The 20,930-nt window shown below is 44.3% G+C and carries 21 protein-coding genes; 2 read left to right on the forward strand and 19 right to left on the reverse strand.

What is annotated here, in order from left to right; translation table 11 throughout:
* Position 1 precedes the first annotated feature (1 nt).
* From AC0VYI_RS17170 to iscR, 12 genes are all read right to left on the reverse strand, one after another.
* Positions 2 to 730 carry a hypothetical protein gene (locus tag AC0VYI_RS17170; protein WP_475444402.1) on the reverse strand — a complete coding sequence of 243 codons (729 nt, stop codon included), beginning with the start codon at positions 728 to 730 and terminating at the stop codon, positions 2 to 4.
* A gap of 74 nt (positions 731 to 804) precedes the next feature.
* A complete protein-coding gene (gene rlmN / locus AC0VYI_RS17175) occupies positions 805 to 1,917 on the reverse strand; it encodes a dual-specificity RNA methyltransferase RlmN (protein WP_199475012.1) in 1,113 nt (370 codons plus the stop codon).
* 142 nt (positions 1,918 to 2,059) lie between these two features.
* Entirely contained in the window at positions 2,060 to 2,467 is a 408-nt protein-coding gene (ndk, locus tag AC0VYI_RS17180; protein ID WP_199475003.1) for a nucleoside-diphosphate kinase, read from the reverse strand.
* A 184-nt stretch (positions 2,468 to 2,651) separates the two neighbouring features.
* On the reverse strand, positions 2,652 to 3,797 hold the full coding sequence (locus AC0VYI_RS17185) for an IscS subfamily cysteine desulfurase (RefSeq protein WP_475444403.1): 1,146 nt from the start codon (positions 3,795 to 3,797) through the stop codon (positions 2,652 to 2,654).
* A 69-nt stretch (positions 3,798 to 3,866) separates the two neighbouring features.
* Positions 3,867 to 4,292, reverse strand: a complete 426-nt coding sequence (locus AC0VYI_RS17190) for a SufE family protein (RefSeq protein WP_199474999.1) — start codon at positions 4,290 to 4,292, stop codon at positions 3,867 to 3,869.
* A 119-nt stretch (positions 4,293 to 4,411) separates the two neighbouring features.
* Entirely contained in the window at positions 4,412 to 4,942 is a 531-nt protein-coding gene (sufT, locus tag AC0VYI_RS17195; protein WP_475444404.1) for a putative Fe-S cluster assembly protein SufT, read from the reverse strand.
* Positions 4,943 to 4,945: 3 nt separating this feature from the next.
* The gene (locus AC0VYI_RS17200) at positions 4,946 to 5,296 is read right to left on the reverse strand and encodes a HesB/IscA family protein (RefSeq protein WP_475444406.1); all 351 of its coding nucleotides are present in this window, start codon (positions 5,294 to 5,296) and stop codon (positions 4,946 to 4,948) included.
* A gap of 9 nt (positions 5,297 to 5,305) precedes the next feature.
* On the reverse strand, positions 5,306 to 6,523 hold the full coding sequence (locus AC0VYI_RS17205) for an aminotransferase class V-fold PLP-dependent enzyme (protein ID WP_475449832.1): 1,218 nt from the start codon (positions 6,521 to 6,523) through the stop codon (positions 5,306 to 5,308).
* Between the two features lie 11 nt (positions 6,524 to 6,534).
* Positions 6,535 to 7,794, reverse strand: coding sequence for a Fe-S cluster assembly protein SufD (gene sufD, locus AC0VYI_RS17210; RefSeq protein WP_475444408.1), 1,260 nt, complete (start codon positions 7,792 to 7,794; stop codon positions 6,535 to 6,537).
* A 3-nt stretch (positions 7,795 to 7,797) separates the two neighbouring features.
* On the reverse strand, positions 7,798 to 8,583 hold the full coding sequence (gene sufC / locus AC0VYI_RS17215; protein WP_475444410.1) for a Fe-S cluster assembly ATPase SufC: 786 nt from the start codon (positions 8,581 to 8,583) through the stop codon (positions 7,798 to 7,800).
* 13 nt (positions 8,584 to 8,596) lie between these two features.
* Entirely contained in the window at positions 8,597 to 10,033 is a 1,437-nt protein-coding gene (sufB, locus tag AC0VYI_RS17220; protein WP_199474991.1) for a Fe-S cluster assembly protein SufB, read from the reverse strand.
* A 66-nt stretch (positions 10,034 to 10,099) separates the two neighbouring features.
* A complete protein-coding gene (gene iscR, locus AC0VYI_RS17225; protein WP_475444412.1) occupies positions 10,100 to 10,588 on the reverse strand; it encodes a Fe-S cluster assembly transcriptional regulator IscR in 489 nt (162 codons plus the stop codon).
* 357 nt (positions 10,589 to 10,945) lie between these two features.
* Between iscR and AC0VYI_RS17230 the strand changes: the two genes are divergently transcribed.
* Positions 10,946 to 11,485, forward strand: a complete 540-nt coding sequence (locus tag AC0VYI_RS17230) for a hypothetical protein (RefSeq protein ID WP_475444413.1) — start codon at positions 10,946 to 10,948, stop codon at positions 11,483 to 11,485.
* A 173-nt stretch (positions 11,486 to 11,658) separates the two neighbouring features.
* Here AC0VYI_RS17230 and AC0VYI_RS17235 read toward each other — a convergent pair whose 3' ends face one another.
* The 4 genes from AC0VYI_RS17235 to AC0VYI_RS17250 all read right to left on the reverse strand — a co-directional run bounded on the left by AC0VYI_RS17235 (position 11,659) and on the right by AC0VYI_RS17250 (position 16,941).
* On the reverse strand, positions 11,659 to 12,558 hold the full coding sequence (locus AC0VYI_RS17235) for an aspartyl/asparaginyl beta-hydroxylase domain-containing protein (protein ID WP_199474983.1): 900 nt from the start codon (positions 12,556 to 12,558) through the stop codon (positions 11,659 to 11,661).
* 337 nt (positions 12,559 to 12,895) lie between these two features.
* A complete protein-coding gene (locus AC0VYI_RS17240) occupies positions 12,896 to 14,578 on the reverse strand; it encodes a SulP family inorganic anion transporter (protein ID WP_475444415.1) in 1,683 nt (560 codons plus the stop codon).
* Between the two features lie 89 nt (positions 14,579 to 14,667).
* Positions 14,668 to 15,447: an endonuclease/exonuclease/phosphatase family protein gene (locus tag AC0VYI_RS17245; protein WP_199474973.1), complete on the reverse strand. Its 780-nt coding sequence runs from the start codon at positions 15,445 to 15,447 to the stop codon at positions 14,668 to 14,670.
* A 39-nt stretch (positions 15,448 to 15,486) separates the two neighbouring features.
* Positions 15,487 to 16,941 carry a phospholipase D-like domain-containing protein gene (locus AC0VYI_RS17250; protein ID WP_199474971.1) on the reverse strand — a complete coding sequence of 485 codons (1,455 nt, stop codon included), beginning with the start codon at positions 16,939 to 16,941 and terminating at the stop codon, positions 15,487 to 15,489.
* Positions 16,942 to 17,130: 189 nt separating this feature from the next.
* Between AC0VYI_RS17250 and AC0VYI_RS17255 the strand changes: the two genes are divergently transcribed.
* Entirely contained in the window at positions 17,131 to 17,484 is a 354-nt protein-coding gene (locus tag AC0VYI_RS17255; protein WP_199474969.1) for a YkgJ family cysteine cluster protein, read from the forward strand.
* Between the two features lie 4 nt (positions 17,485 to 17,488).
* Here the strand turns inward: AC0VYI_RS17255 and AC0VYI_RS17260 are convergent, their stop codons facing one another.
* The 3 genes from AC0VYI_RS17260 to AC0VYI_RS17270 all read right to left on the reverse strand — a co-directional run bounded on the left by AC0VYI_RS17260 (position 17,489) and on the right by AC0VYI_RS17270 (position 20,866).
* Positions 17,489 to 17,845, reverse strand: a complete 357-nt coding sequence (locus tag AC0VYI_RS17260; RefSeq protein ID WP_199474968.1) for a hypothetical protein — start codon at positions 17,843 to 17,845, stop codon at positions 17,489 to 17,491.
* 16 nt (positions 17,846 to 17,861) lie between these two features.
* The gene (locus AC0VYI_RS17265; RefSeq protein WP_199474960.1) at positions 17,862 to 18,209 is read right to left on the reverse strand and encodes a hypothetical protein; all 348 of its coding nucleotides are present in this window, start codon (positions 18,207 to 18,209) and stop codon (positions 17,862 to 17,864) included.
* Between the two features lie 179 nt (positions 18,210 to 18,388).
* Positions 18,389 to 20,866, reverse strand: coding sequence for a molybdopterin oxidoreductase family protein (locus tag AC0VYI_RS17270; RefSeq protein ID WP_475444418.1), 2,478 nt, complete (start codon positions 20,864 to 20,866; stop codon positions 18,389 to 18,391).
* Between the last annotated feature and the right edge of the window lie 64 nt (positions 20,867 to 20,930).

The raw sequence follows: 20,930 nt of genomic DNA on the forward strand, positions 1-20,930 counted from the left end.
ATCAATACCTTGAGCGATCCAGGCAGGTCAAAGTGCTCGCAGATGAATAAATTGTAGGGTCAGTCTCGCGTGCGATTACTTGCCGCGACAGACAGTTATATTCATCAAAATACACACCATTTGTGGCATGTTTTGTATCAGCCTGGATATTATTTAAGATTAGGCGAGCCTTACTAAGGTTACCCCGTATTAAAACAAGATTAAGCTCTGTCATCAAACCAATCAGAGGCAAATCATCAATTTCTTTTGCTCTATTTAAGTCCTTTTCAGATAATTTTACGTCAAACTGACGCAGCTCACATCGGGACAAATTAATCCATACAGATTGTCGCGCAGAATAGCCACCTAAACTGGCTTTTTTGAACTCGTGACATGCTTTTTGCCAGTGGTTTGCCTTACCTAATAAAACACCATAGTTATTTAAAATAAAGTCATCGTCTGGATACAAAGACAAGGCCCTTTCATGCTCTGCTAACGCCTTGTTTTCTTTTCCAGCATTAAACCAGTAAAGACTCCTTAAACGCCAGTAATTCCTACCTTGGTGTGCCTCTGATACCTGATCAAGCTGGGCTTTGCTTAGCGCAAACTGCCCTAACAATATATGCGCTTGGGCAAGGGCCAGCCGGCGTTCATCCGAGATACCAGAAAGGGCGTTATCGGTACGCTGATAAGCACAGCCCACCATCACCCAACACACCACTAACAAATAGATCACTCGTATTATCTTCATTAAGACATCCTTGTCTACAATGATATTTATTTACCCGTTGTCTCTCAAAAGAAACAACCTAACACCTTAGCCCATTACTTCACTTCACGTAACTCAATGTATTTTTGACTACGGCGCGTTTTGTCATGGAAATCCCCAACCAATTGACCACAGGCCGCATCGATATCATCACCACGGGTGGTTCGAACCGTCACCGTGTAGCCAGCATCCGCCAGAATTTTCTGAAAACGACGGGTTCGATTGTTAGAGGGTTTTTCATACCCAGAATGAGGGAAAGGGTTAAACGGAATCAAGTTAACCTTACATTCCAGATCTTCCAGTAAAGCCGCCAATTCATGCGCCTGCTCTTCATTATCGTTCACACCAGACATCAAAGTGTATTCGATGGTGATGTGACGCTTATCTGGCAAATTGGCCAAATAATGCTGGCACGCTTCCAACAATTGCGCAATAGGATACTTTTTGTTAATCGGCACCAATTCATTACGCAGGGCATCGTTCGGTGCGTGCAGAGAAATCGCCAACGACACATCGGTACGTTTAACTAACTCGTAGATTTTAGGCACCACACCAGAAGTACTCAAGGTCACACGACGCTTCGACAACCCATAAGCGTTATCGTGCATCATCAAGATCATCGCATCAACAACAGGCTCAAAGTTCATCAAAGGCTCACCCATGCCCATCATAACCACGTTTGTCACGCGGCGAGGGCCATTAGGATCCATTGGACCAAAGGATTTTATCGCAATCCAAACCTGACCAATGATCTCAGCTGGCGTCAAATTACGATTAAAGCCTTGCTTACCAGTCGAGCAAAAACTGCAATCCAAAGAACAACCCACCTGGGAAGAGACACATAACGTCGCACGATCCCCATCGGGAATAAGCACCGTCTCAACACAATCGTTTTTGCCGCCCTCAGTACGAATGATCCATTTACGGGTACCATCGCTAGAGATATTTTGCGAAACGACTTCTGGTGCCCGAATCTCACAAATCGTTTCCAGTTTCGCACGTAATGCTTTGCTGACATCCGTCATCTCTTCAAAGTTTTCCGCCCCCTTTTGATGAATCCATTTCATCACTTGAGTCGCACGGAACTTCTTCTCACCGATGGATTCAAAGAAGGCAATCAATTTTTCAGGGGATAAACCTAATAGGTTTACTTTTTTGGTGTCAGTCATAATAAATATCGCTTGCTACGAATAGCATTTAGTGTAAACGAAAAAAGCTTCTGAAAAGAAAACGCTTTTCAGAAGCCTCTGTCCATCTGTAAAAAAGCGGGCTAATGCCCGCCTTAAGCAATCAGATCGGGAGATCGATCAATTACTTACCAAAAAAGTAAGCAATTTCACGAGCCGCTGATTCTACAGAGTCAGAACCGTGAACCGCGTTTGCATCAATAGATTCTGCGTAATCTGCACGCAGAGTACCCGCAGCAGCTTCTTTAGGGTTAGTAGCACCCATTAGTTCACGGTGGCGAAGTACGGCATTTTCACCTTCAAGAACGGATACAACAACAGGACCAGATGTCATGAACGCAACCAAATCTTTATAGAAAGGACGTTCTTTGTGCTCAGCGTAGAAACCGCCAGCCAATTCGTCGTCTAGTTGAACCATTTTCGCTTCAACAATTTTAAGACCAGCACGCTCAAAACGAGAGTAGATTTCACCGATTACGTTTTTCGCAACCGCATCTGGCTTGATGATAGATAAAGTGCGTTCTAACGCCATGATATAACTCCAAAATAAATTCAAAAGGACGATGGCTAATTGGATGAAAACCATAAAAACCATGGCCCAAGACATAAAAGTTTCAGCGCGTGGATTATACGCATCTCTTTATTAAAATTGTATGCTCAACACGCGATTCTTTTGTAATTCCCAACAAAAAATACACTTTTACGCTAAAAAAGCCCTATCTAAGCGCTGTAACAGCTTTTTTAATTGTCTCCGCCGCAAAGTCCACCTCTTCTTCTGTGGTAAAGCGACCCACAGATAGACGCAATGAACTGTGAGCCAAAGCATCTGGCAAACCAATGGCTCGTAACACATATGAGGGCTCTAAGCTCGCAGAGGTGCAGGCAGACCCAGATGACACGGCGATGTCCGTTAATGACATCAACAACACTTCTCCATCTACCCCAGAAAACCCCACATTGAGCACACCAGCGACACGGTTAGCTGAATCGCCATTAAGATGCACACCAGACATTTCACTTAGGGACGACCATAAACGCTCCCGCAAAGCTTGGATTCGAGCACAATCTTGCGCCATCTCTTCACTTGCCAAACGAAATGCCTCCCCCATCCCAACAATTTGATGGGTTGCCAAGGTTCCGGAACGCATGCCTCGCTCGTGACCACCGCCATGGATTTGCGCCTCTAGCTTCACTTTTGGTGAGCGACGTACGAATAATGCACCAATCCCCTTTGGACCATAGGTTTTATGGGCCGTAAGAGACATTAGATCAACCTTCATCGCGTTCACATCAATCGCCACCTTCCCCGTGGTTTGAGCTGCATCCACATGTAAAAACACACCATTTTTACGAGTTAAGTCACCGATAGCCGCAATGTCTGTTAATACACCCAGTTCGTTATTACCATGCATCAGAGACACAAGAATAGTATCTTCTCTGAGAGCATCCGCGACTTGATCTGACGAGATAACGCCATGAGTATCGGGCTTTAAATAGGTCACTTCGAACCCTTCTTTTTCAAGCTGCTTACAAGGATCCAGTACCGCTTTATGCTCAATCATGGAGGTAATAATATGGCGACCTTTTTGGCGATACGCATGAGCCACACCTTTCAGAGCCAAGTTATTCGCTTCCGTTGCACCGGATGTCCAAACAATTTCCCGAGCGTCCGCACCAATCAAGCTGGATACTTGCTGCCTTGCTTCCTCTACCGCTTCTTCGGCACGCCAACCAAAGAGGTGAGAACGAGAAGCTGGGTTCCCAAAATTGCCATCCTGAGTTAAACACGCCATCATTTTTTCAGCCACTCTTGGATCAACAGGCGTGGTCGCTGAATTATCTAGGTAGACTGGGGTGTTCATTTAAAGCTCTCCAATAAAAATAAAATCGATTTCTTTTAGCAAACAAGAGTCGATCAAAACAACACAATACTAAGCCGCCGCTTGCGCGATACTTTTTATACGCCCCACAATAGAACGCAAACCATTGCCCCGAGTAGGACTCAAATGACGCTCAAGATCCAGCTGAGCAAAATACTCATCAATATTAAAATCCAAAATATCTTGCGGCGTTTTACGGTTGAATGCCGCTAATACCACGCCAAGTAAACCACGCACAATAATAGCATCACTGTCGACAGCAAAGGTGAGCACTTCACCCTGTTGCGGATCTTGCTCAGTACCTGGCTGAATCCATACGTTGCTTTGACAACCTTTCACCAAGCGCTCAGAGGTATGCCACGCCGTATCAAACGCAGGCAAAGACTTACCTAAATCAATAATATACTTGTATTTATCTTCCCAATCGTCAAAAAACGACAGATCGTCCACAATATCTTCTGTACTAGGTAAGGACATGACTCCCCTCTTTTTTATCAAGGCCACAAAAACAAAAACGGCGCTTAGTAATATCCAAGGCCGTTTCTTATTGTATTAGATTTTGATTGTCGACCGAAGCTATCAAAAAAAGCCACTAACTAGAAGAAAAGACCCGCTTCTAGTTGCGCTTCTTCACTCATCATCTCTCGCGACCAAGGCGGATCGAACACTAAATCCACTTTAACCGCTTCGACATTCGGCACTTTGGCAACACGATATTTCACATCGCCCACCAATACGGGGCCCATTCCACAACCCGGTGCCGTTAGCGTCATATCAATCAAAACCGTTTTGCTCTGTTGATCCAGTTCCACCTTATACACCAAACCCAGCGATACCAAACTGATGGGTATCTCGGGATCGTATATGGTATCCAAGGCTTGCCAAACCTGATCTTCATTAATCTGATCCGTGCCTAGATCATCAAATTCAAGCACTTCTGGCTGTTGTCCAATGGCTTCCGCATCCGTCCCATCAATGCGCAACATATTACCCTGCCAAGTGACGGTATAGTTACCACCAAGACTTTGGTTAATCGTAATAAATTGCCCTTCTGGAATGCTAACCGGATCACCGCTAGGTACTCTACGTGCTGGACAAGCACGCTGGGTTACTACCATTTTCTGCATGTATTAGCTCACACTGAAGCTTTCGCCACAGCCACATTCAGCCACAACGTTTGGATTATTGAATTTAACAACTTCGTTCACACCTTCACGGACCAAGTCAATTTCTGTACCCCTAAGCATTTGAGCGGATCCTGAATCGACGGCAAAAATCACATCACCAAAGGTCAGCACGTCATCACTATCAGACGCTCCTTCGACAATATCCAACACATAAGAAAAGCCAGTACAGCCACTTTCTTTCGTGCTCAATCGAATCAACTTACCAGGTTGCTTAGCTAATTTAGAGGCAAAATATTTCTGCGCAGAAGCGGTTAAAGACACGCTAGAGACAGGATCAAAGGTAGTTGCTGTCATCAAAACCTCCTAAGCCAACATGCTGCGCACTTTTTTAAGCGCAGCAAATAAGGCATCAACTTCTTCTAATGTATTATAAATCGAGAACGACACTCTTGCCGTACCTGGCACATTAAAACGCGCCATTAAAGGCTGAGCACAATGATCACCCGTTCGCACGGCGATACCTTGTCGATCCAGCAAAAAGCCGATATCCGCAGGATGCCCGTGATTCATCACAAAGCTCAGCACACCAACTTTGTCTTTCGCTTTGCCTATAATGGTCAGACCTTCAAACTGTTCAGCAAGTGCCGTTGCGTGGTCTAACAAGGCTTTTTCATGAGCCTCTACTGCATCTCTATCCAGCGCACTTAACCAACGAATGGCTTCGCCCATGGCAATAGCATCCCCCACATTTGGCGTGCCCGCTTCAAAACGATAAGGCAACACATTCCACGTCGCGTCTTGCAACGTCACAGTAGAAATCATCTCACCACCAGTGCGCCAAACAGGCCACTCAGCGAGAACAGACTCTTTACCCCACAAAGCACCAATGCCCATTGGCCCATAAATTTTATGCCCTGAAAAGACATAAAAATCACAACCAATATCTTGTACATCGACCTTACGATGGGCGGCACCTTGCGCCCCATCCACCAAAACCAACGCACCGACCTGCTTGGCTTTAGCGGTCATTTCTTTGATAGGGTTTACCGTACCTAATGCATTTGACACATGGGGAAAAGCGACGAACTTAGTATGTTCGTTTAGCAGCGCCTGGTAAGCGACTAAATCTAATTCACCTGACTCAAGCACTGGCACCGTTTTCAGCGTCGCACCGGAGGCTTTACATGCCTGCTGCCACGTCACTAGATTGGCATGGTGATCCATTCCTGTTGCAATCACTTCATCACCAGGCGACAACAAAGCCCCCAAACCGTTGGCAATGATGTTAATACCCTCAGTAGTGCCCGTTGTCCAAACCACTTCTTCGCGTTTTGGCGCATTGATAAAGTCTTTTACGATGTCTCGCGCCGCTTCAAAATGGCGCGTTGCTTCATCCGCAAGTCGATGGGCACCACGATGCACATTGGAGTTACAGGTCGTGTAATACTCCACCAAAGCATCGATCACGCACTGCGGCTTTTGTGTCGTGGCCGCGTTATCGAGATAAATGAGTGGATTACCATCAATTTCACGTTTTAATATGGGAAACTGCTCACGAATAGCTGCTACATCAAAACTCATCATTTTCTCGCTTATTCCACGTCCATTTGCGCAAAACGTTCACGAATAATCGGGCGAACCCATTCCGCTAACGCCGCATTGGGCATTAAATCTATCAACTCATTAATAAAACCAAAGTTGAGCATCACTTGCGCTTTTGAGCGACTTATACCACGAGTTTCCAAGTAATAAAGTGCTTGCTTGTCAATCTCAGCAACCGTGGCTCCGTGGGCACACTTCACGTCGTCTGCGTAAATCTCTAACTCAGGCTTGGTATTAATTTCGGCTTTATCCGACATCAACAAGTTACGGTTATTCAGCTCCGCCGACGTTTTCTGCGCATCTCGGTGAATATGGATACGACCATTAAATACCGCACGAGCACGATCTGCGACAATGCCACGGACGTTTTCTTGTGTCGTTCCGTTCGCCATAGCATGTTCGACAGTGGCATGTAGATCAAAAAGCTCTTTATTGTCGAGTAAATACATGGCATTGAGTTTAGCGTCCGCATACTCGCCCGCATGAATAATATCCGTGTCTAAACGCGATAAATCACTACCAAAAGCTACAATCGAGCTGTGCATTTTGGCATGGTCATGCAGGTTAAAATGACTCCCACCGATGGCAACATTAGTGCCCGTCTGCAAAGCAAAGCGATAATGTTCTAAGTGGGCCTTTGCGGCGACATTGTATTCAACAAATGCCGTGTTTAAGCTGTCACCTTGAGCCTGTACATCTTCAATCACCGTTAATCGAGCACCAGCGCCCAATGACACCTGAACTCGTGTATGAGATTCTGCACCTAGGCTTAATAAAGAGCTAATACGGATAGGCTGGGCAATATCAACGCCTTCTGCAACCGTCACAATCACCACATCTTGTGCTAAGGCATCGTTAACCAAACCAAAAAGATGTCGCTGTGGCTTAATAGTTGAAAAAGCATTCAGGGCATCCGTTCGTTTTGTTGAGTCCAAATCACGCCCTAAGGCAATAGACACGCCATCAGGTAACGTATCGGCCAATTGGGACGGATCAAATTTCCCGTTCACAAATACCAATTCAATGGCCGACAAATCCGCAATGGCAATCGGCTCCAAGTTGACCTCATCAGTCAACACTTTGGCTTGCGTACGCTCAACTGGACGAAGTGGTGTATAGCGCCATGCCTCTGTTTTACGTGTTGGCCATTGACTATTGGCAAGAAGATCTAGGGCATTAGCTCGTTTTGGAGCAAGCCAGTCATTAATACCTTGCGCTCGAGCAATGGCACTTTCTAACCATTCACTCATGCATTACCCCTCTAGTTCGTCTTCAGCTGGCTCATTCTGCAGCCAAGCATAACCTTGCGCCTCTAATTCAAGCGCTAAAGAAGCATCGCCACTCTTGACAATTTTGCCACCTGACAAAACATGCACGAAGTCAGGTTTGATATAATCCAAAAGACGCTGATAGTGGGTTACCACAATAAAACTACGATCATCAGAACGTTGGCTATTTACCCCTTCTGCTACCACTTGAAGAGCATCGATATCCAAACCCGAATCAGTTTCATCTAGGATGCAAAGCTTTGGCTTTAACAGCAACATTTGCATAAGTTCGTTACGCTTTTTCTCGCCGCCAGAAAACCCTTCATTCACGCCACGTTTCAAGAATGACACAGTCAAGTTCACCTGTTTGCAAGCAGCTTTGGCTTCTTTCAAAAAATCCGCAGAAGTGATCGAGTCTTCTCCGCGAGCTTGTCGCTGTGCATCAACCGCCGCTTTCAAGAATTCCAAGTTGCTGACACCCGGGATTTCCACTGGGTATTGGAAGGCCAAGAATAAGCCAGCACGAGCGCGCTCTTCGGTTTCCATCGCCAATAAGTCATCACCATTAAGGGTCACACTACCGCTTTCAACATGGTAACCATCACGACCAGACAATACATAACCTAAGGTACTTTTTCCTGCACCGTTCGGCCCCATAATGGCATGCACTTCACCGGGCTTAATATCTAAGCTCAAGCCTTTAATAATCTGCTTTTCTTCTACGCTGGCGTGCAAATCTTTTATCGTCAACAAACTTTTTGTGTTTGACATCACTAATAATTCCTTAACCTACAGAGCCTTCGAGGCTTATTTCTAGTAACTTGCCCGCTTCAACGGCAAATTCCATGGGTAATTCTTTAAATACTTCCTTACAGAAACCGTTCACAATCATAGAAACAGCTTTTTCAGGATCCAGACCACGCTGACGGCACAAGAATAACTGCTCATCACTCACTTTAGAGGTGGTAGCTTCGTGCTCAACAATAGCGGATGGATTTCGGCTTTCGACATAAGGGAAAGTGTGCGCACCACACTGATCGCCAATCAATAAAGAGTCACATTGTGTATAATTACGCGCCCCTTGAGCCCCAGGGTTCATTCGCACAAGGCCACGGTAGCTGTTATTACTTCTACCCGCTGAGATGCCTTTGGAAATGATGGTGGATTTAGTATTTTTACCAAGGTGAATCATCTTAGTACCGGTGTCAGCTTGTTGGCGTCCCCGCGTTAAAGCGACCGAGTAAAACTCCCCTACACTGTTATCCCCTTTGAGAATACAGCTTGGGTACTTCCAAGTAACCGATGATCCAGTCTCGACCTGAGTCCAAGAAATTTTCGCGTTGGTATGACAAATACCGCGCTTGGTGACAAAGTTATAAATACCACCTTTGCCGTTCTCATCCCCAGGATACCAGTTCTGAACCGTTGAATATTTAATCTCTGCATTATCCAGAGCCACTAATTCAACCACTGCGGCATGCAATTGATTTTCATCACGCTGTGGCGCAGTACAGCCTTCAAGGTAACTTACATGACTGCCCTCATCGGCAACAATCAAGGTACGCTCAAATTGCCCAGTATTCTGCTCATTGATACGAAAGTAAGTAGACAACTCCATTGGGCAACGCGTGCCCTTAGGTATATAGACAAACGAGCCATCGGTAAAAACAGCACAGTTCAAGGCCGCGTAGTAGTTGTCTTTTTTCGGCACCACACTACCAATGTATTTTCTAACAAGATCAGGGTACTTGTGCAGCGCTTCAGAAATGGAACAAAAAATCACGCCCGCTTCTTCTAGCTTTTCACGAAACGTGGTGACCACAGACACAGAGTCAAACACTGCATCCACCGCAACGCCCGCTAACATCTGCTGCTCAATCAGAGGGATACCGAGTTTTTCATAAGTTCGCAGTAATTCAGGGTCCACTTCATCAAGAGATTTAGGCTTGTCTTTCATGCTCTTTGGAGCGGAATAGTAAGAGATGGATTGAAAATCGATCTTGGGATAATCCACCAATGCCCAATCGGGCTCGTCCATTTCTAACCACTCACGAAATGCGCTTAGACGCCACTCGAGCATCCATTCAGGCTCATTTTTCATTGCTGAAATACGGCGGATCACATCTTCATCCAAACCCGGCATAAAGGTTTCTGATTCTACATTAGACACGAACCCAGCTTCGTATTCTCGCGCCAGCGCCTTATCTATCTGCTCAGTCATATTAACACTCACTATTTATCGGAATAGATATGGATTACCACATCATTCACTAATGTGTACGCTACCCTAGCCAACAAGAGCGGCACTAATTTTGTCATTCTCAGAACAATTTTTAATGCTCTCGGCATTCTGGCGTCGAGCAACTGCTCGAACATCATTGCGCAAAACCAATTGTTCTAAGCTAATTTGGCTTAAGAAATCGTGTATTTGATCGCTTAAATCACACCAAAGATGATGCGTTAAACAGGTATTTCCACCCTGACAATCACTTTTGCCCTTGCAACCTGTTGCGTCAACGGACTCATTTACCGCATCAACAATTTGTACGACAAAGATCTCCCCTAAGGAACGGCTTAAGCGATAGCCGCCACCAGGTCCCCTAACGCTGGACACCAAAGATTGCTTTCGAAGCTTGGCAAAAAGCTGCTCTAAGTATGACAGGGAAATGCCTTGCCGATTTGAAATATCTGATAACGACACGGGACCATGATCTGAATGTAACGCCAGATCGAGCATGGCGGTTACAGCATAACGACCTTTTGTTGTCAGGCGCATAAGCTATCCAATTAAGACGGTGTATTCATACTAAATAGTACACAAAACCTACTGTTTTGATCAAGTATTTACCTGACTATTTTACTAGGTTATTTTTCAGTTACAAAAATTGGACTCATTCTAATAAGCAAAACGGACGTATTTTACGTTGCACACCACAAAAACAAAACCTTCCCTCAGGGAATACTCATCATTTCAGCATTTATATCACCAAAAGTTCATGGAAATGAGCAAGAATAAAGCCCATAACTCAAGAACTTGTGCAAAATACCGTTATAGAGGTATAAAAACAGCATAATAAGAAATCAACATCAGACAAAATGACTTTGTACCTAAACAGAAGTCGTAGGAGTTGAGATGGCAACATCTAGTAATAAACAGAAAGAAAAAGACAAAACAGCCCCAGAAGAACCCACTAAAAAAAAGAGTGGAAAACTCATTTTTGGCTTCATACTCTGCTTTCTAATGAGCGTTGGCGCTTCAGCAGGCATCACTTTCTTTCTGGCCCCTAAAGAAGCAAAGCAAAGCAGCACAACGGAAAATAAAGACGTCACCAAAGAGTTAGCGACATTCCAGCAAACCATCGACAGTCAAAATGAAAAACTAAAAGCTATGAAGGCTGAGAACGACATTCTCAAACTGTATCTAAGGCACAGCAGTGCCACGGCATTAAAAAACATCCTGATCAATCAGGAAGATAACATTCAAGCTTTCTTAAAAGTGCTAAAAGCTTCTATGGGCGATTTAACCAAGCAACTCCAAGACAACACCCCTGAACTAAAAAATTGGAACGAGCAGTATCAGTATCAGTTGGATCTTGCTTTAAAAGGCAGCCTTGAGAGAGAGGATTTATTGAAACTATTAAAAACAGGTGAGCCCAACGAAAAAAGCCAGTAGCGTATGCTTTATTGCATGATCACCCACCGACTAAAACAGCGACCGCTAATCTATTTAGATAAGAAAGAAGTCACTCATCGGCTGCAACACCTAGATAGGCTATTAACAACCCAAAGAGAACAGCAAGAGAAACAGGAGGCCTAGGTGATGGTTTGGCCTCCACTGACAAGCCATTAAAAAAACAACAGATAGATTAAGCCAATATACAAACCGTATTGAACAAAATAGTATAGGGGTTTGTTGACGCCTTTTAACTTTCTCACCCAATTACGTGCTTTGTATAAATAGTGGAACGCTTTATTTAAAATACCTACTTTATCCCCCTTGACGTTTTTAGTCGCGGAAGCTGCCAGTAATGTATAAGACAAAAACTGATTGAACCAATCCACTAAAAAGAAAGTCACCGGACGTTTGACATCAAGAAAAAGCACGATTCTATTATGTTCAGTTTTATTCTCGGCATGGTGAATATAGGTTTCGTCAAACATAACGGATTCACCATCGCGCCATGAGTATTTTTCCCCGTCCACCACAATATAACAGTCATCAGAATTGGGCGTAACCAACCCAAGATGATAACGAAAAGACCCTGCATACGGATCTCTATGCTCGCCCAATCTTGCCCCAGGTGGCAACATGGCAAACATACCCCCTTTCACACTTGGAATACCCGACAAAAGCTCAACCGTTTTAGGACAAAGCTCCATCGCGGACTTCAGATCAGTACCATACCACTTCAAATAAAAACGCTTCCACCCTGTGCGAAAGAAGGAATTAAAGCCTAAATCATCCAAGTCATCAGAGGCTTTAATTTGCGCCGCCTCATTGAGCTTCAACGCTTCATCACGGATCATCTGCCAGTTTTCATCGACTACCTTAAGTTCTGGGAACTCATTGACGCTTATATAAGGCGTTTTTTTTACTCGTGAAAACAAGTAAAACAAGCAATTAATAGGCGCCAACAGATTTGAATGATCGGTAATTTTCCGTTTCAATCTCTGATGCTGTACAACCCCACGATTTTGAACATATATTCCACACAATATGAAAATCAGTAAAACGGCCAACCCCATGACATCATCCTTCAATACGATAAAAGCAAGCGAAAAACTTAACTTAAGAGGAAAAGATATTAAATAAATTCATATCAAAAATTATATTTTTTAATACTTCTTTTTTAAAATCAATACTTGTCGGCGTAGTTTGAGGACAGATCGAAATCAAAGCCAGATAGAAAAAAGAAAAAAAAATGAAAAATAGAAAGTGACAAGATGGCTTTTTTAGGCAAAACTCCCTGTTATTCTCAGAATAATGCCCTTCTGATCAAAATAAGCAAAGAAAAGCTTATTTTTTACAAAGTTGTCTCTCGTCACTCGTTCGTATCAAAATGAGAAGGTGAGAAGAGAGGGGTTACTTGACGCGTTTTTGAAATGCATCAACAACATCGGCCACCGTCTCGTAGTAGGCCTCAGCACCAATCAACTGAGTAAGACCGGAACGATTCAACTCCATACGTACATTGTCTGCGACTTCAGCAAACACCAAGCGTATCGCTTGCGTTTGCAACGCTTCATACAAGGATGACAGTGTTTTTGCTGACGTAAAATCGACATCATCTACCGCCCCAGCATCAATACAAAACCACTGCAATGATGGCTGAGCATGACTGACCAAATACATGATCTGGTGACGCATATATGACGCATTAGCGTAATACATACTGTGGGTAAAACGATAGACAAGCAATCCTGGCGTTAATTGTACATTTTTATCCAACGTCACCGCACGCCAACGGCCGCCATCAGAAGGGACAATTATACTATTGTGTGGTTGATAACCATGACGTGTATGAACCAACAAAGAAAGGGCAATGGCAAGTAAAATCCCCTGCTCTACTCCCCACAAAACAACAACCAATGTGGTAATCAAGGCAACCCAAAACTCCCAAGGGCGTTCAGATAATATACTGCGCATGCCTTTTATATCGATCAGCTCAACGCCGATTAGAAACACCACTGCAGACAAAGTCGCTTGGGGTAAATAGGTTAAGGGAGCAGTCAGTAGTAATAATACAAGAGTAACGATTGCCGCCGTAATTAAATGGGCCAGCTGGCTACGTCCTCCTGCACTGTCTACCATTTGGGTTTTGGTAGGACTACCATTGACCACAAACGAACCTGAAAGAGCCGCGCCGATATTGGCGGCTCCCAATCCGATTAAATCCCCATTATCGTTGACCGTTTCTCCATGCCGAGCGGCATAAGCTCTAGATGTCGCCGCACTTTGTGCGATAATGACAATGAACATAGCAAAAGCAGGCGGAATGAGTGTCTCAAATGTCTGCCAACTAAGACCGACATCAGGCCATGTCAAGCGTGGCAAACCACTGGGAACCGCACCGAGAGATTGAATCCCGTATTGCTGTAAATTAAACAACCAACTGACCAATATAGCAGTGATGACGGCAATCAAAGCTCCTGGGATACGTCTAGACAGTTGTCGTAAGCTGATGATCACCACCAAGGTCGCGATAGCAATAATCATGTTATCAATGTTAGCGATTTCCAGTTCCTGCCAGTGAACTAGAGTGTGGAACAAGTTCCCCATCCCGCCTGATGGCACGCCTAGCATTCCCGCAATTTGACCTAAAGAGACCTGGATTCCTACCCCGGTTAGGAAACCAATGAGTACCGTTCTCGACAAAAAATTAGCCAACATTCCCAAATTAAACACACGAGCAACCAGCAACATAACGCCAACCATTAAGGCCAATACTCCAGCCAACGCCAAATATTCTGGTGACCCAACCACGGCTAACCCCGCCAACGCCGTCGCCAACATCGCTGCGGTTGCGGAATCCGCCCCGACCACCAGTTGACGAGAAGAGCCAAACAGAGCGAACAAAAACATCGGCAATAACATAGTGTAGAGCCCTGTCACCACAGGCACGCCTGCAATTTGCGTGTACCCCATCACTTCAGGGATAGCAAGGGCGGCTAGCGTTAATCCCGCCATAACGTCTTGCGGAAACTGAGTCCACTTAAACGGCAATACACCTTGAAAAAACCGATAATGCTTATTGCTCATTGCCATACCAACACTCTTCTTAGCGATCTGCCGTATTAGATTGCGATTTCCATTTACGGTATCACCGCCTCTTTGTTAATGACCATTGTCTGGTTTTATCTGGACGATACGATTTTTAGCGACAGGCTGATGGGAAAATGATCCGATGAATGAATATCGCTATGCACATGCACATCCACCACGTCTAAGCCGCGGCAATAAACATGATCAAGATGTTTAAAGAAATGGCTTAGCCTTGGCTGACGAACCAACTTGACTTCTTCTAAAAGAAGCGACATCGCAAGCTCATTAAAATATGCCAATCTTTTTCTATTCCAAGTATTAAAGTCGCCAGCCAATATGATCGGACCACTATGATTTCTCAATACTTGAAAAACTTGATCCAAATGGGTTCTAAATTTTTTCAAAGAAACAAAGTTGATAATGTGGGTATTCACCACCAGCAACGGAGACTCAGTACAAGATGTATCGACATTAATAATCGGATACTCAGTCGCCAATAACATTTTTTTGGTTCTGGTTATCGGCTCACTGTAGGGAGAAGCGGAACAAAAATATCTATTAGCGGTGACGGATGACCCAGTTTTAATACCTGTTTCAACACTGGTTTGCAGATTCTTAAAACTGCGCGCCATTATCCATTGATGCTGAGTTGACTGACTGAATAGCAAATCGAATGGGGAATTAAACACCGCTTCTTGTAAGAGTACCAAATCTTTATCATGAATGAGTGACAGAAAGTCTTCCTGCCACCCCTCTTTGCGGCACTTAAAAATATTCCATAATAACACGTCAATGTTTGGCCCCATTACCGCTTTCGATGCACTTCCCATTATCTTTAGGGATTCTATTTTTCGATAACGACTTTTCATCATGGAATATTCGCCCTTATTAAGAATCGTGCTAGCCATGTCTCACAGGTAAGGCGAGAACAAACGAACCAAATTATTGCGAACTTTTTTATAATTCGGCACAGCCCTAACATCGCTCTCAGTAACCAGAGACGCGTTCTGTTTCTTTTCCAGAAAGAACTCCGTTAACTGCTTATTTAGCCCCGCATCAAAACACTCTAAATTAATTTCGAAGTTAAACTCTAAACTTCTGGCATCCCAGTTTGTCGAACCTATAAACGACCATATATCGTCAATCATCACAATTTTACTATGATCAAAAGGCCGCTTATTTTTATAAATTTGTATTCCATGCTCCATGATTCGAGAAAAATTCGCTTCCATCACCCAATCAATAAACGGAATATTACTGTGTTCAGGTACAATAATTTCGACCGAAACACCCCGCAATGCAGCCGCATGGAGAGACGTCATCAAGGTTTGATCTGGGATAAAATAAGGCGTCATAACCTTAACGCTTTTCTGCGCACAACCGAGTGCGCTTATTAACGTCCAATGTATTCTATCATGGTATTCATCTGGCCCATCTTGAACCACTCGGGCAATAACAGGTTTATCTACCATTGACGTTTGCGTATCTGGACGATACAAAGGAAATTCAATTAATTCGCTAGTTGCAAAGAACCAATCTTCGATAAAAACTTGACTAATTTGATCGATAACAGGGCCAGTCACTTTAAAATGGATGTCATCAATGGGGTGCTTAGACGACGAAACCAAGTTGTCTTTACTGACATTCATGCCGCCAATGTAAGCCTCTTCGCCATCGACACACAATATTTTTCGGTGATTCCTTAAGTTAATAAATCGCGTACTGGTGAGTGAAATGGCGGGTAAAAAACGAGCGGTTTTAACCCCTCGCTTTTTTAGGGCTCTATCAGACTTATGCCAACTGTAGCCAATACCCACCCCATCCAACAACACATTGACGATAACACCTCGTTCATGGGCTTTGGCTAATGCATCGACAAATTGATGACCAAGAGAGTCATAATCAAAGATATAACTGGATAAAACAATATGACGCTGTGCACGATCAATGGACTCAATCATCGCCGGATAAGCCATATCCCCATTGATGAGTGGCACCACCCTGTTACCTGCGACATAATTAACAGAGTGAATAGCGTATCCTGCCGTAATGGCGGAATGCCAATTTTTCGGGAGTTGGTGGAAATCCACCGTCTTTTCTTCTGGACGAAAATCTTGTTTAAGGGTTTGCGGGTGCTCCTTTCGCGCCAAACGCTTGATACGATTGATCCCAAACAGCCAATAGAACAAGCTGCCCACAACGGGGGATAATATAACAAGGCCAATCCAAGCCAGTGATGTACGTTCGTTCTCCTTAAACAAGAGGACATGCAGTGATGTTATAATCGATAAACTGACATGCAAAACAACAATGATTGTGACTAAATGGAAGTCAACCCAACTAAACAACACCTCAAATATATGCATAAACCTCAACTCAAATAGTATTCAGCTAAACCATCCATATCGCGCACATCGGCAACTTCTATCATATCCTTTATAGTGATAAGTTACACGATTAGTCAAATGGATAAAGCACTTTATAAAACAATCACAAAGCACGGGGTTAGGCCCAGAAGCAGACCACTAAAGAACAGTAAAACGGATGACCACACCATGATAGATAATCGCAATATTATTGCCAAACTACGCGAGAACATCCCTTCGTTTGCATGCAAACCGGGCTGCCATGATTGCTGCGGCCCCGTCACCGCGTCCTCGGAAGAAATGTCGCGCCTTCCCGTCAAAACAGAGGCCGAACACGACGCCGCCTTAGCCGATTTTAATTGCGTACACTTGGGCCCCAATGGCTGTGAAGTTTACGATGAACGTCCTCTGATTTGCCGACTCTTCGGCACAACACCACACCTGGCTTGCCCAAATCACTGCCGTCCTGACAACATGATTGATCCGGACATTGAAGCTCAGATCCATCACTATATAGCGAATACACGACAAGTACTGGTGTAATCTTTCAGTGTTCACTTTTAAAAGTATAAATACAGCCAATAAAAGAAAAAATCATCCCAATAATGGCACCAAGCTCAGGCAGTGTTCTGAATAAAGAATAGGCAATAATTGGCTCAACGAGCAGCATGCCAAAGATGGAGACAACCACAACGAGCCAGATAGACTCAAACGCTTTGATGCCATAGGAATACCCCAATAGCACTAGAATACCTCCCACCAGAATGATGGGTAAGTTATCAAAAAAGATATCGAAAAAAGTATCTTGATGGATGGCAAGCTGGTGTGCGGCATTCATTTCGGCAAACACAAAAGCGCTTTCGCCCACGATCAAAATCAAAGAAGCAACTATTTTTCCAAACATCGGAAATATCCTTATATTAAAGCAGCATGGCACTTAACAGTCCGAGCACAGCAAACACCAAGGATTTTTTGGTGGCGGAATCTGGTGCGTAGCGATAAATACCGTAGGCAATAATGGGCTCAATAATGATAACCAGGGATGTGGATATAACATTAACCACCCAAATGGATTTGTATTCTTCAATGCCAACCATAAAACCCAACAGTAACAAGCTCCCAGCAGCAGCCATTAGCAATATCATGGCAAGCATAAAAAGTAATCTGTGTTGACTATTTTCCGTCTGAAACTTATGTGAAACAGCGAGTTCTGAATAAATCACCAACAACTCACCCAAAAAGAGAAAGGCAAATGAAAAAACGGCCATTTTGAATATTCCCTGTATTCATTAAATACACAAAGCACGAATTAGCACGATAGAGAATGAATGACCAAAGGCGCTTCCAAGTGTTTCTGAAACATTAGATCATGACGAATAGTTGAATCAGTAACTGGGTGATTATCATACCAAATGCTCCTTATTTCAAAGGATGATTTGGCTAATTATTAGGCGAATACCGCTTGAATCATGCCCAACGATTCGTTTAACTCGCTGGCTTCAGGTTGTGTATCGAAGAGCGCGCGCAGTTCATCAATCCTATTCCTAGAAAGTGCTCCCGTCTTAGTCACGAGTAACTGATTCATTACGCCATTTTGGTCAAACCCCATCTGAATGTCTCCTCCCTCATGGCTCAAACGGATAGTTTGTCCATCACAAAAACTCAACGCTTTGATAACCTCCTCTAAAGAAGACTCACTCTCAACGTGATAGAGATAGCCAGAGGTGATTTTTTGTCTGGACCAATACCCAGTCAAAGAAAGTGCAACCGCCTGACGAACCATCAAAAGAGCACTGGTCTGAGCCATAAAAGGAGCAATAGTCACAGGGGTGTATTTAAACTCCGGCTGCCCTGAAACAGAGTCTGTATCGCTTGCGATCAACACACAAGGTTTGCTGTTTGCTGCGGTGACATCATTCCAATGGATTGGCATAAAGATCTCATTGTCACCCATTGACTCACTGAGCACCACACGGGCAAAACAGCTCCCATGTTGATTACTGATACAGGCCAACGCATCAGGATGAAGGGAAAAGGCGGCGGCAGTCTTGGCATTAATCAAAACATAAGGCTCGGGTGTGTGCTCAGCCAGTCGAGCAGACAACCCCGTGCGCGTCATGGTATGCCATTGATCTCTCGTGCGGCCACTATTAAGCACCAAAGGAAAGGCTTTCGATAGTGGATTTTTAGGCGCACTGTGCTGCACGGCAAGAAAGTTAGCCCGATGGTTCGCCGTAAAAAAACGTTTATCCTCAAAAAATCTCTGGTTTTGAGGAACATCTTGGTCTTCTGTAACAGGCCATTGCCGTGGTTGAAAAGATTGATACTCTTCATCAGACACATTCGCCAATCCGGTTAGATTTAAATCACGCTGACCGGAATCATTGTTTAGCCCGGTAAGCTGAGCATATTCACGAAAAATATCGCCTTCATGGCGATAGTCAAAAGCCTCTTTAAATCCCATACGCTGGGCAACTTGGGATAAAATCCACCAATCCGGTTTGGCGAGTCCCGGACTGGCCATAAGACGACGCTGCCTTGATATGCGCCGTTCTGAGTTGGTAACAGTGCCCGATTTCTCACTCCACCCTTGCGCAGGCAATACTATATCGGCACAACGTGTGGTCGCGGTATCTGCTATGCAATCAGACACCACAACCAAAGGACAATCCAATAATGCTTGTTTGATTTTCGCACTATTAGGCAAGCTGACGACAGGATTTGTTGCCATAATCCAAATCGCTTTAATTTTGCCGGAGGCGAGCGCATCGAACATATCAACCGCCTTTAGACCCGACTTGGAAGCAAGACGCTGAGTCTGCCAAAATGTTGCCACGGCCTCCCTATCTTTAGGGTTATCAAACTCCATGTGCGCGGCTAACGTATTCGCCAACGCCCCTACTTCTCGCCCTCCCATTGCATTCGGTTGACCTGTCACGGAAAACGGCCCACAACCAGGCAAACCTATTTTGCCCATAGCGAGATGACAGTTAATAATGCTGTTCACTTTATCAGAGCCTTGAGTGGACTGATTCACCCCTTGGGAATAAATCGTTAATACCTTATTCGTCTTAGCAAACCTCTCATAAAAGCCTGTCAATGTCTGCTCATCCAAGCCAGTAATATAAGGGACATCGCCTTCTTTGAGCGCGGCCTCCAGCGCCTCGGAAAAATGGTTTGTATGGTCGGCGATAAAGGACGCATCAAGCTGTTGCGTTTTAGCAAGATAGTGTAATAAACCATTAAACAAGGCCACGTCCGCCCCTGGATTTAATGCCAAATGTGAGTCCGCTATTTCACAGCTTTCATTACGACGAGGATCAATCACCACCACGACTAAATTCGGATTAGCTTGTTTGGCGACACGTAATCGCTGGTATAAAACAGGATGGCACCATGCCAAATTAGAACCAACTAAAATAACCAGCTCAGCAAGCTCAATGTCGTCATAGCACACAGGAACAGTGTCCATGCCAAATGCACGCTTATGACCAACCACAGATGAGGCCATGCAGAGCCTAGAATTACTATCGATATTGCTGGTACCAATAAAGCCCTTAAGCAATTTATTGGCGACGTAATAATCCTCGGTCAACAGCTGGCCCGAGACATAAAAGGCCACAGAATCTGGACCAAACTCCGCTACTGTCTTGGAAAACTGCTGAGCCACATGATCCAACGCTGTCTCCCAATCCGTTTCCTGCCATTGCTTATCGGTCTTCATTTTTGGCATTAACAAACGGCCATCCTCAATAACGGTATCCCCCAACGCAATGCCTTTCGTGCATAACTTACCGTGATTGGATGGATGATCTTTATCTCCCCGGATATCGAGTTTTCCAGTTATCATAGGGCGAGCCTCTATACCACAGCCAACCCCACAGTAAGCACATGTCGATTTAATCCAGCCTTCATCGTTAATCATAATCGTTCTCTTATCGTTTCATCCTGATCGATTTAGCAATTTATAGACCAACGTTTTAAATCCG

This window comes from Marinomonas sp. 63XJN7_9_ISO-PGPR-S23-217, assembly GCF_056173515.1.

Coding starts and splice junctions, on each gene's coding strand:
- AC0VYI_RS17240 (WP_475444415.1), bottom strand. CDS start 14,578: ATGGCAATGAGCAATAAGCATTATCGGTTTTTTCAAGGTGTATTGCCG.
- AC0VYI_RS17170 (WP_475444402.1), bottom strand. CDS start 730: ATGAAGATAATACGAGTGATCTATTTGTTAGTGGTGTGTTGGGTGATG.
- AC0VYI_RS17185 (WP_475444403.1), bottom strand. CDS start 3,797: ATGAACACCCCAGTCTACCTAGATAATTCAGCGACCACGCCTGTTGAT.
- AC0VYI_RS17255 (WP_199474969.1), top strand. CDS start 17,131: ATGATAGATAATCGCAATATTATTGCCAAACTACGCGAGAACATCCCT.
- AC0VYI_RS17260 (WP_199474968.1), bottom strand. CDS start 17,845: ATGTTTGGAAAAATAGTTGCTTCTTTGATTTTGATCGTGGGCGAAAGC.
- AC0VYI_RS17265 (WP_199474960.1), bottom strand. CDS start 18,209: ATGGCCGTTTTTTCATTTGCCTTTCTCTTTTTGGGTGAGTTGTTGGTG.
- rlmN (WP_199475012.1), bottom strand. CDS start 1,917: ATGACTGACACCAAAAAAGTAAACCTATTAGGTTTATCCCCTGAAAAA.
- AC0VYI_RS17250 (WP_199474971.1), bottom strand. CDS start 16,941: ATGCATATATTTGAGGTGTTGTTTAGTTGGGTTGACTTCCATTTAGTC.
- iscR (WP_475444412.1), bottom strand. CDS start 10,588: ATGCGCCTGACAACAAAAGGTCGTTATGCTGTAACCGCCATGCTCGAT.
- sufC (WP_475444410.1), bottom strand. CDS start 8,583: ATGTCAAACACAAAAAGTTTGTTGACGATAAAAGATTTGCACGCCAGC.
- AC0VYI_RS17245 (WP_199474973.1), bottom strand. CDS start 15,447: ATGATGAAAAGTCGTTATCGAAAAATAGAATCCCTAAAGATAATGGGA.
- AC0VYI_RS17270 (WP_475444418.1), bottom strand. CDS start 20,866: ATGATTAACGATGAAGGCTGGATTAAATCGACATGTGCTTACTGTGGG.
- AC0VYI_RS17235 (WP_199474983.1), bottom strand. CDS start 12,558: ATGGGGTTGGCCGTTTTACTGATTTTCATATTGTGTGGAATATATGTT.
- AC0VYI_RS17190 (WP_199474999.1), bottom strand. CDS start 4,292: ATGTCCTTACCTAGTACAGAAGATATTGTGGACGATCTGTCGTTTTTT.
- sufT (WP_475444404.1), bottom strand. CDS start 4,942: ATGCAGAAAATGGTAGTAACCCAGCGTGCTTGTCCAGCACGTAGAGTA.
- ndk (WP_199475003.1), bottom strand. CDS start 2,467: ATGGCGTTAGAACGCACTTTATCTATCATCAAGCCAGATGCGGTTGCG.
- sufD (WP_475444408.1), bottom strand. CDS start 7,794: ATGAGTGAATGGTTAGAAAGTGCCATTGCTCGAGCGCAAGGTATTAAT.
- AC0VYI_RS17230 (WP_475444413.1), top strand. CDS start 10,946: ATGGCAACATCTAGTAATAAACAGAAAGAAAAAGACAAAACAGCCCCA.
- sufB (WP_199474991.1), bottom strand. CDS start 10,033: ATGACTGAGCAGATAGATAAGGCGCTGGCGCGAGAATACGAAGCTGGG.
- AC0VYI_RS17200 (WP_475444406.1), bottom strand. CDS start 5,296: ATGACAGCAACTACCTTTGATCCTGTCTCTAGCGTGTCTTTAACCGCT.
- AC0VYI_RS17205 (WP_475449832.1), bottom strand. CDS start 6,523: ATGAGTTTTGATGTAGCAGCTATTCGTGAGCAGTTTCCCATATTAAAA.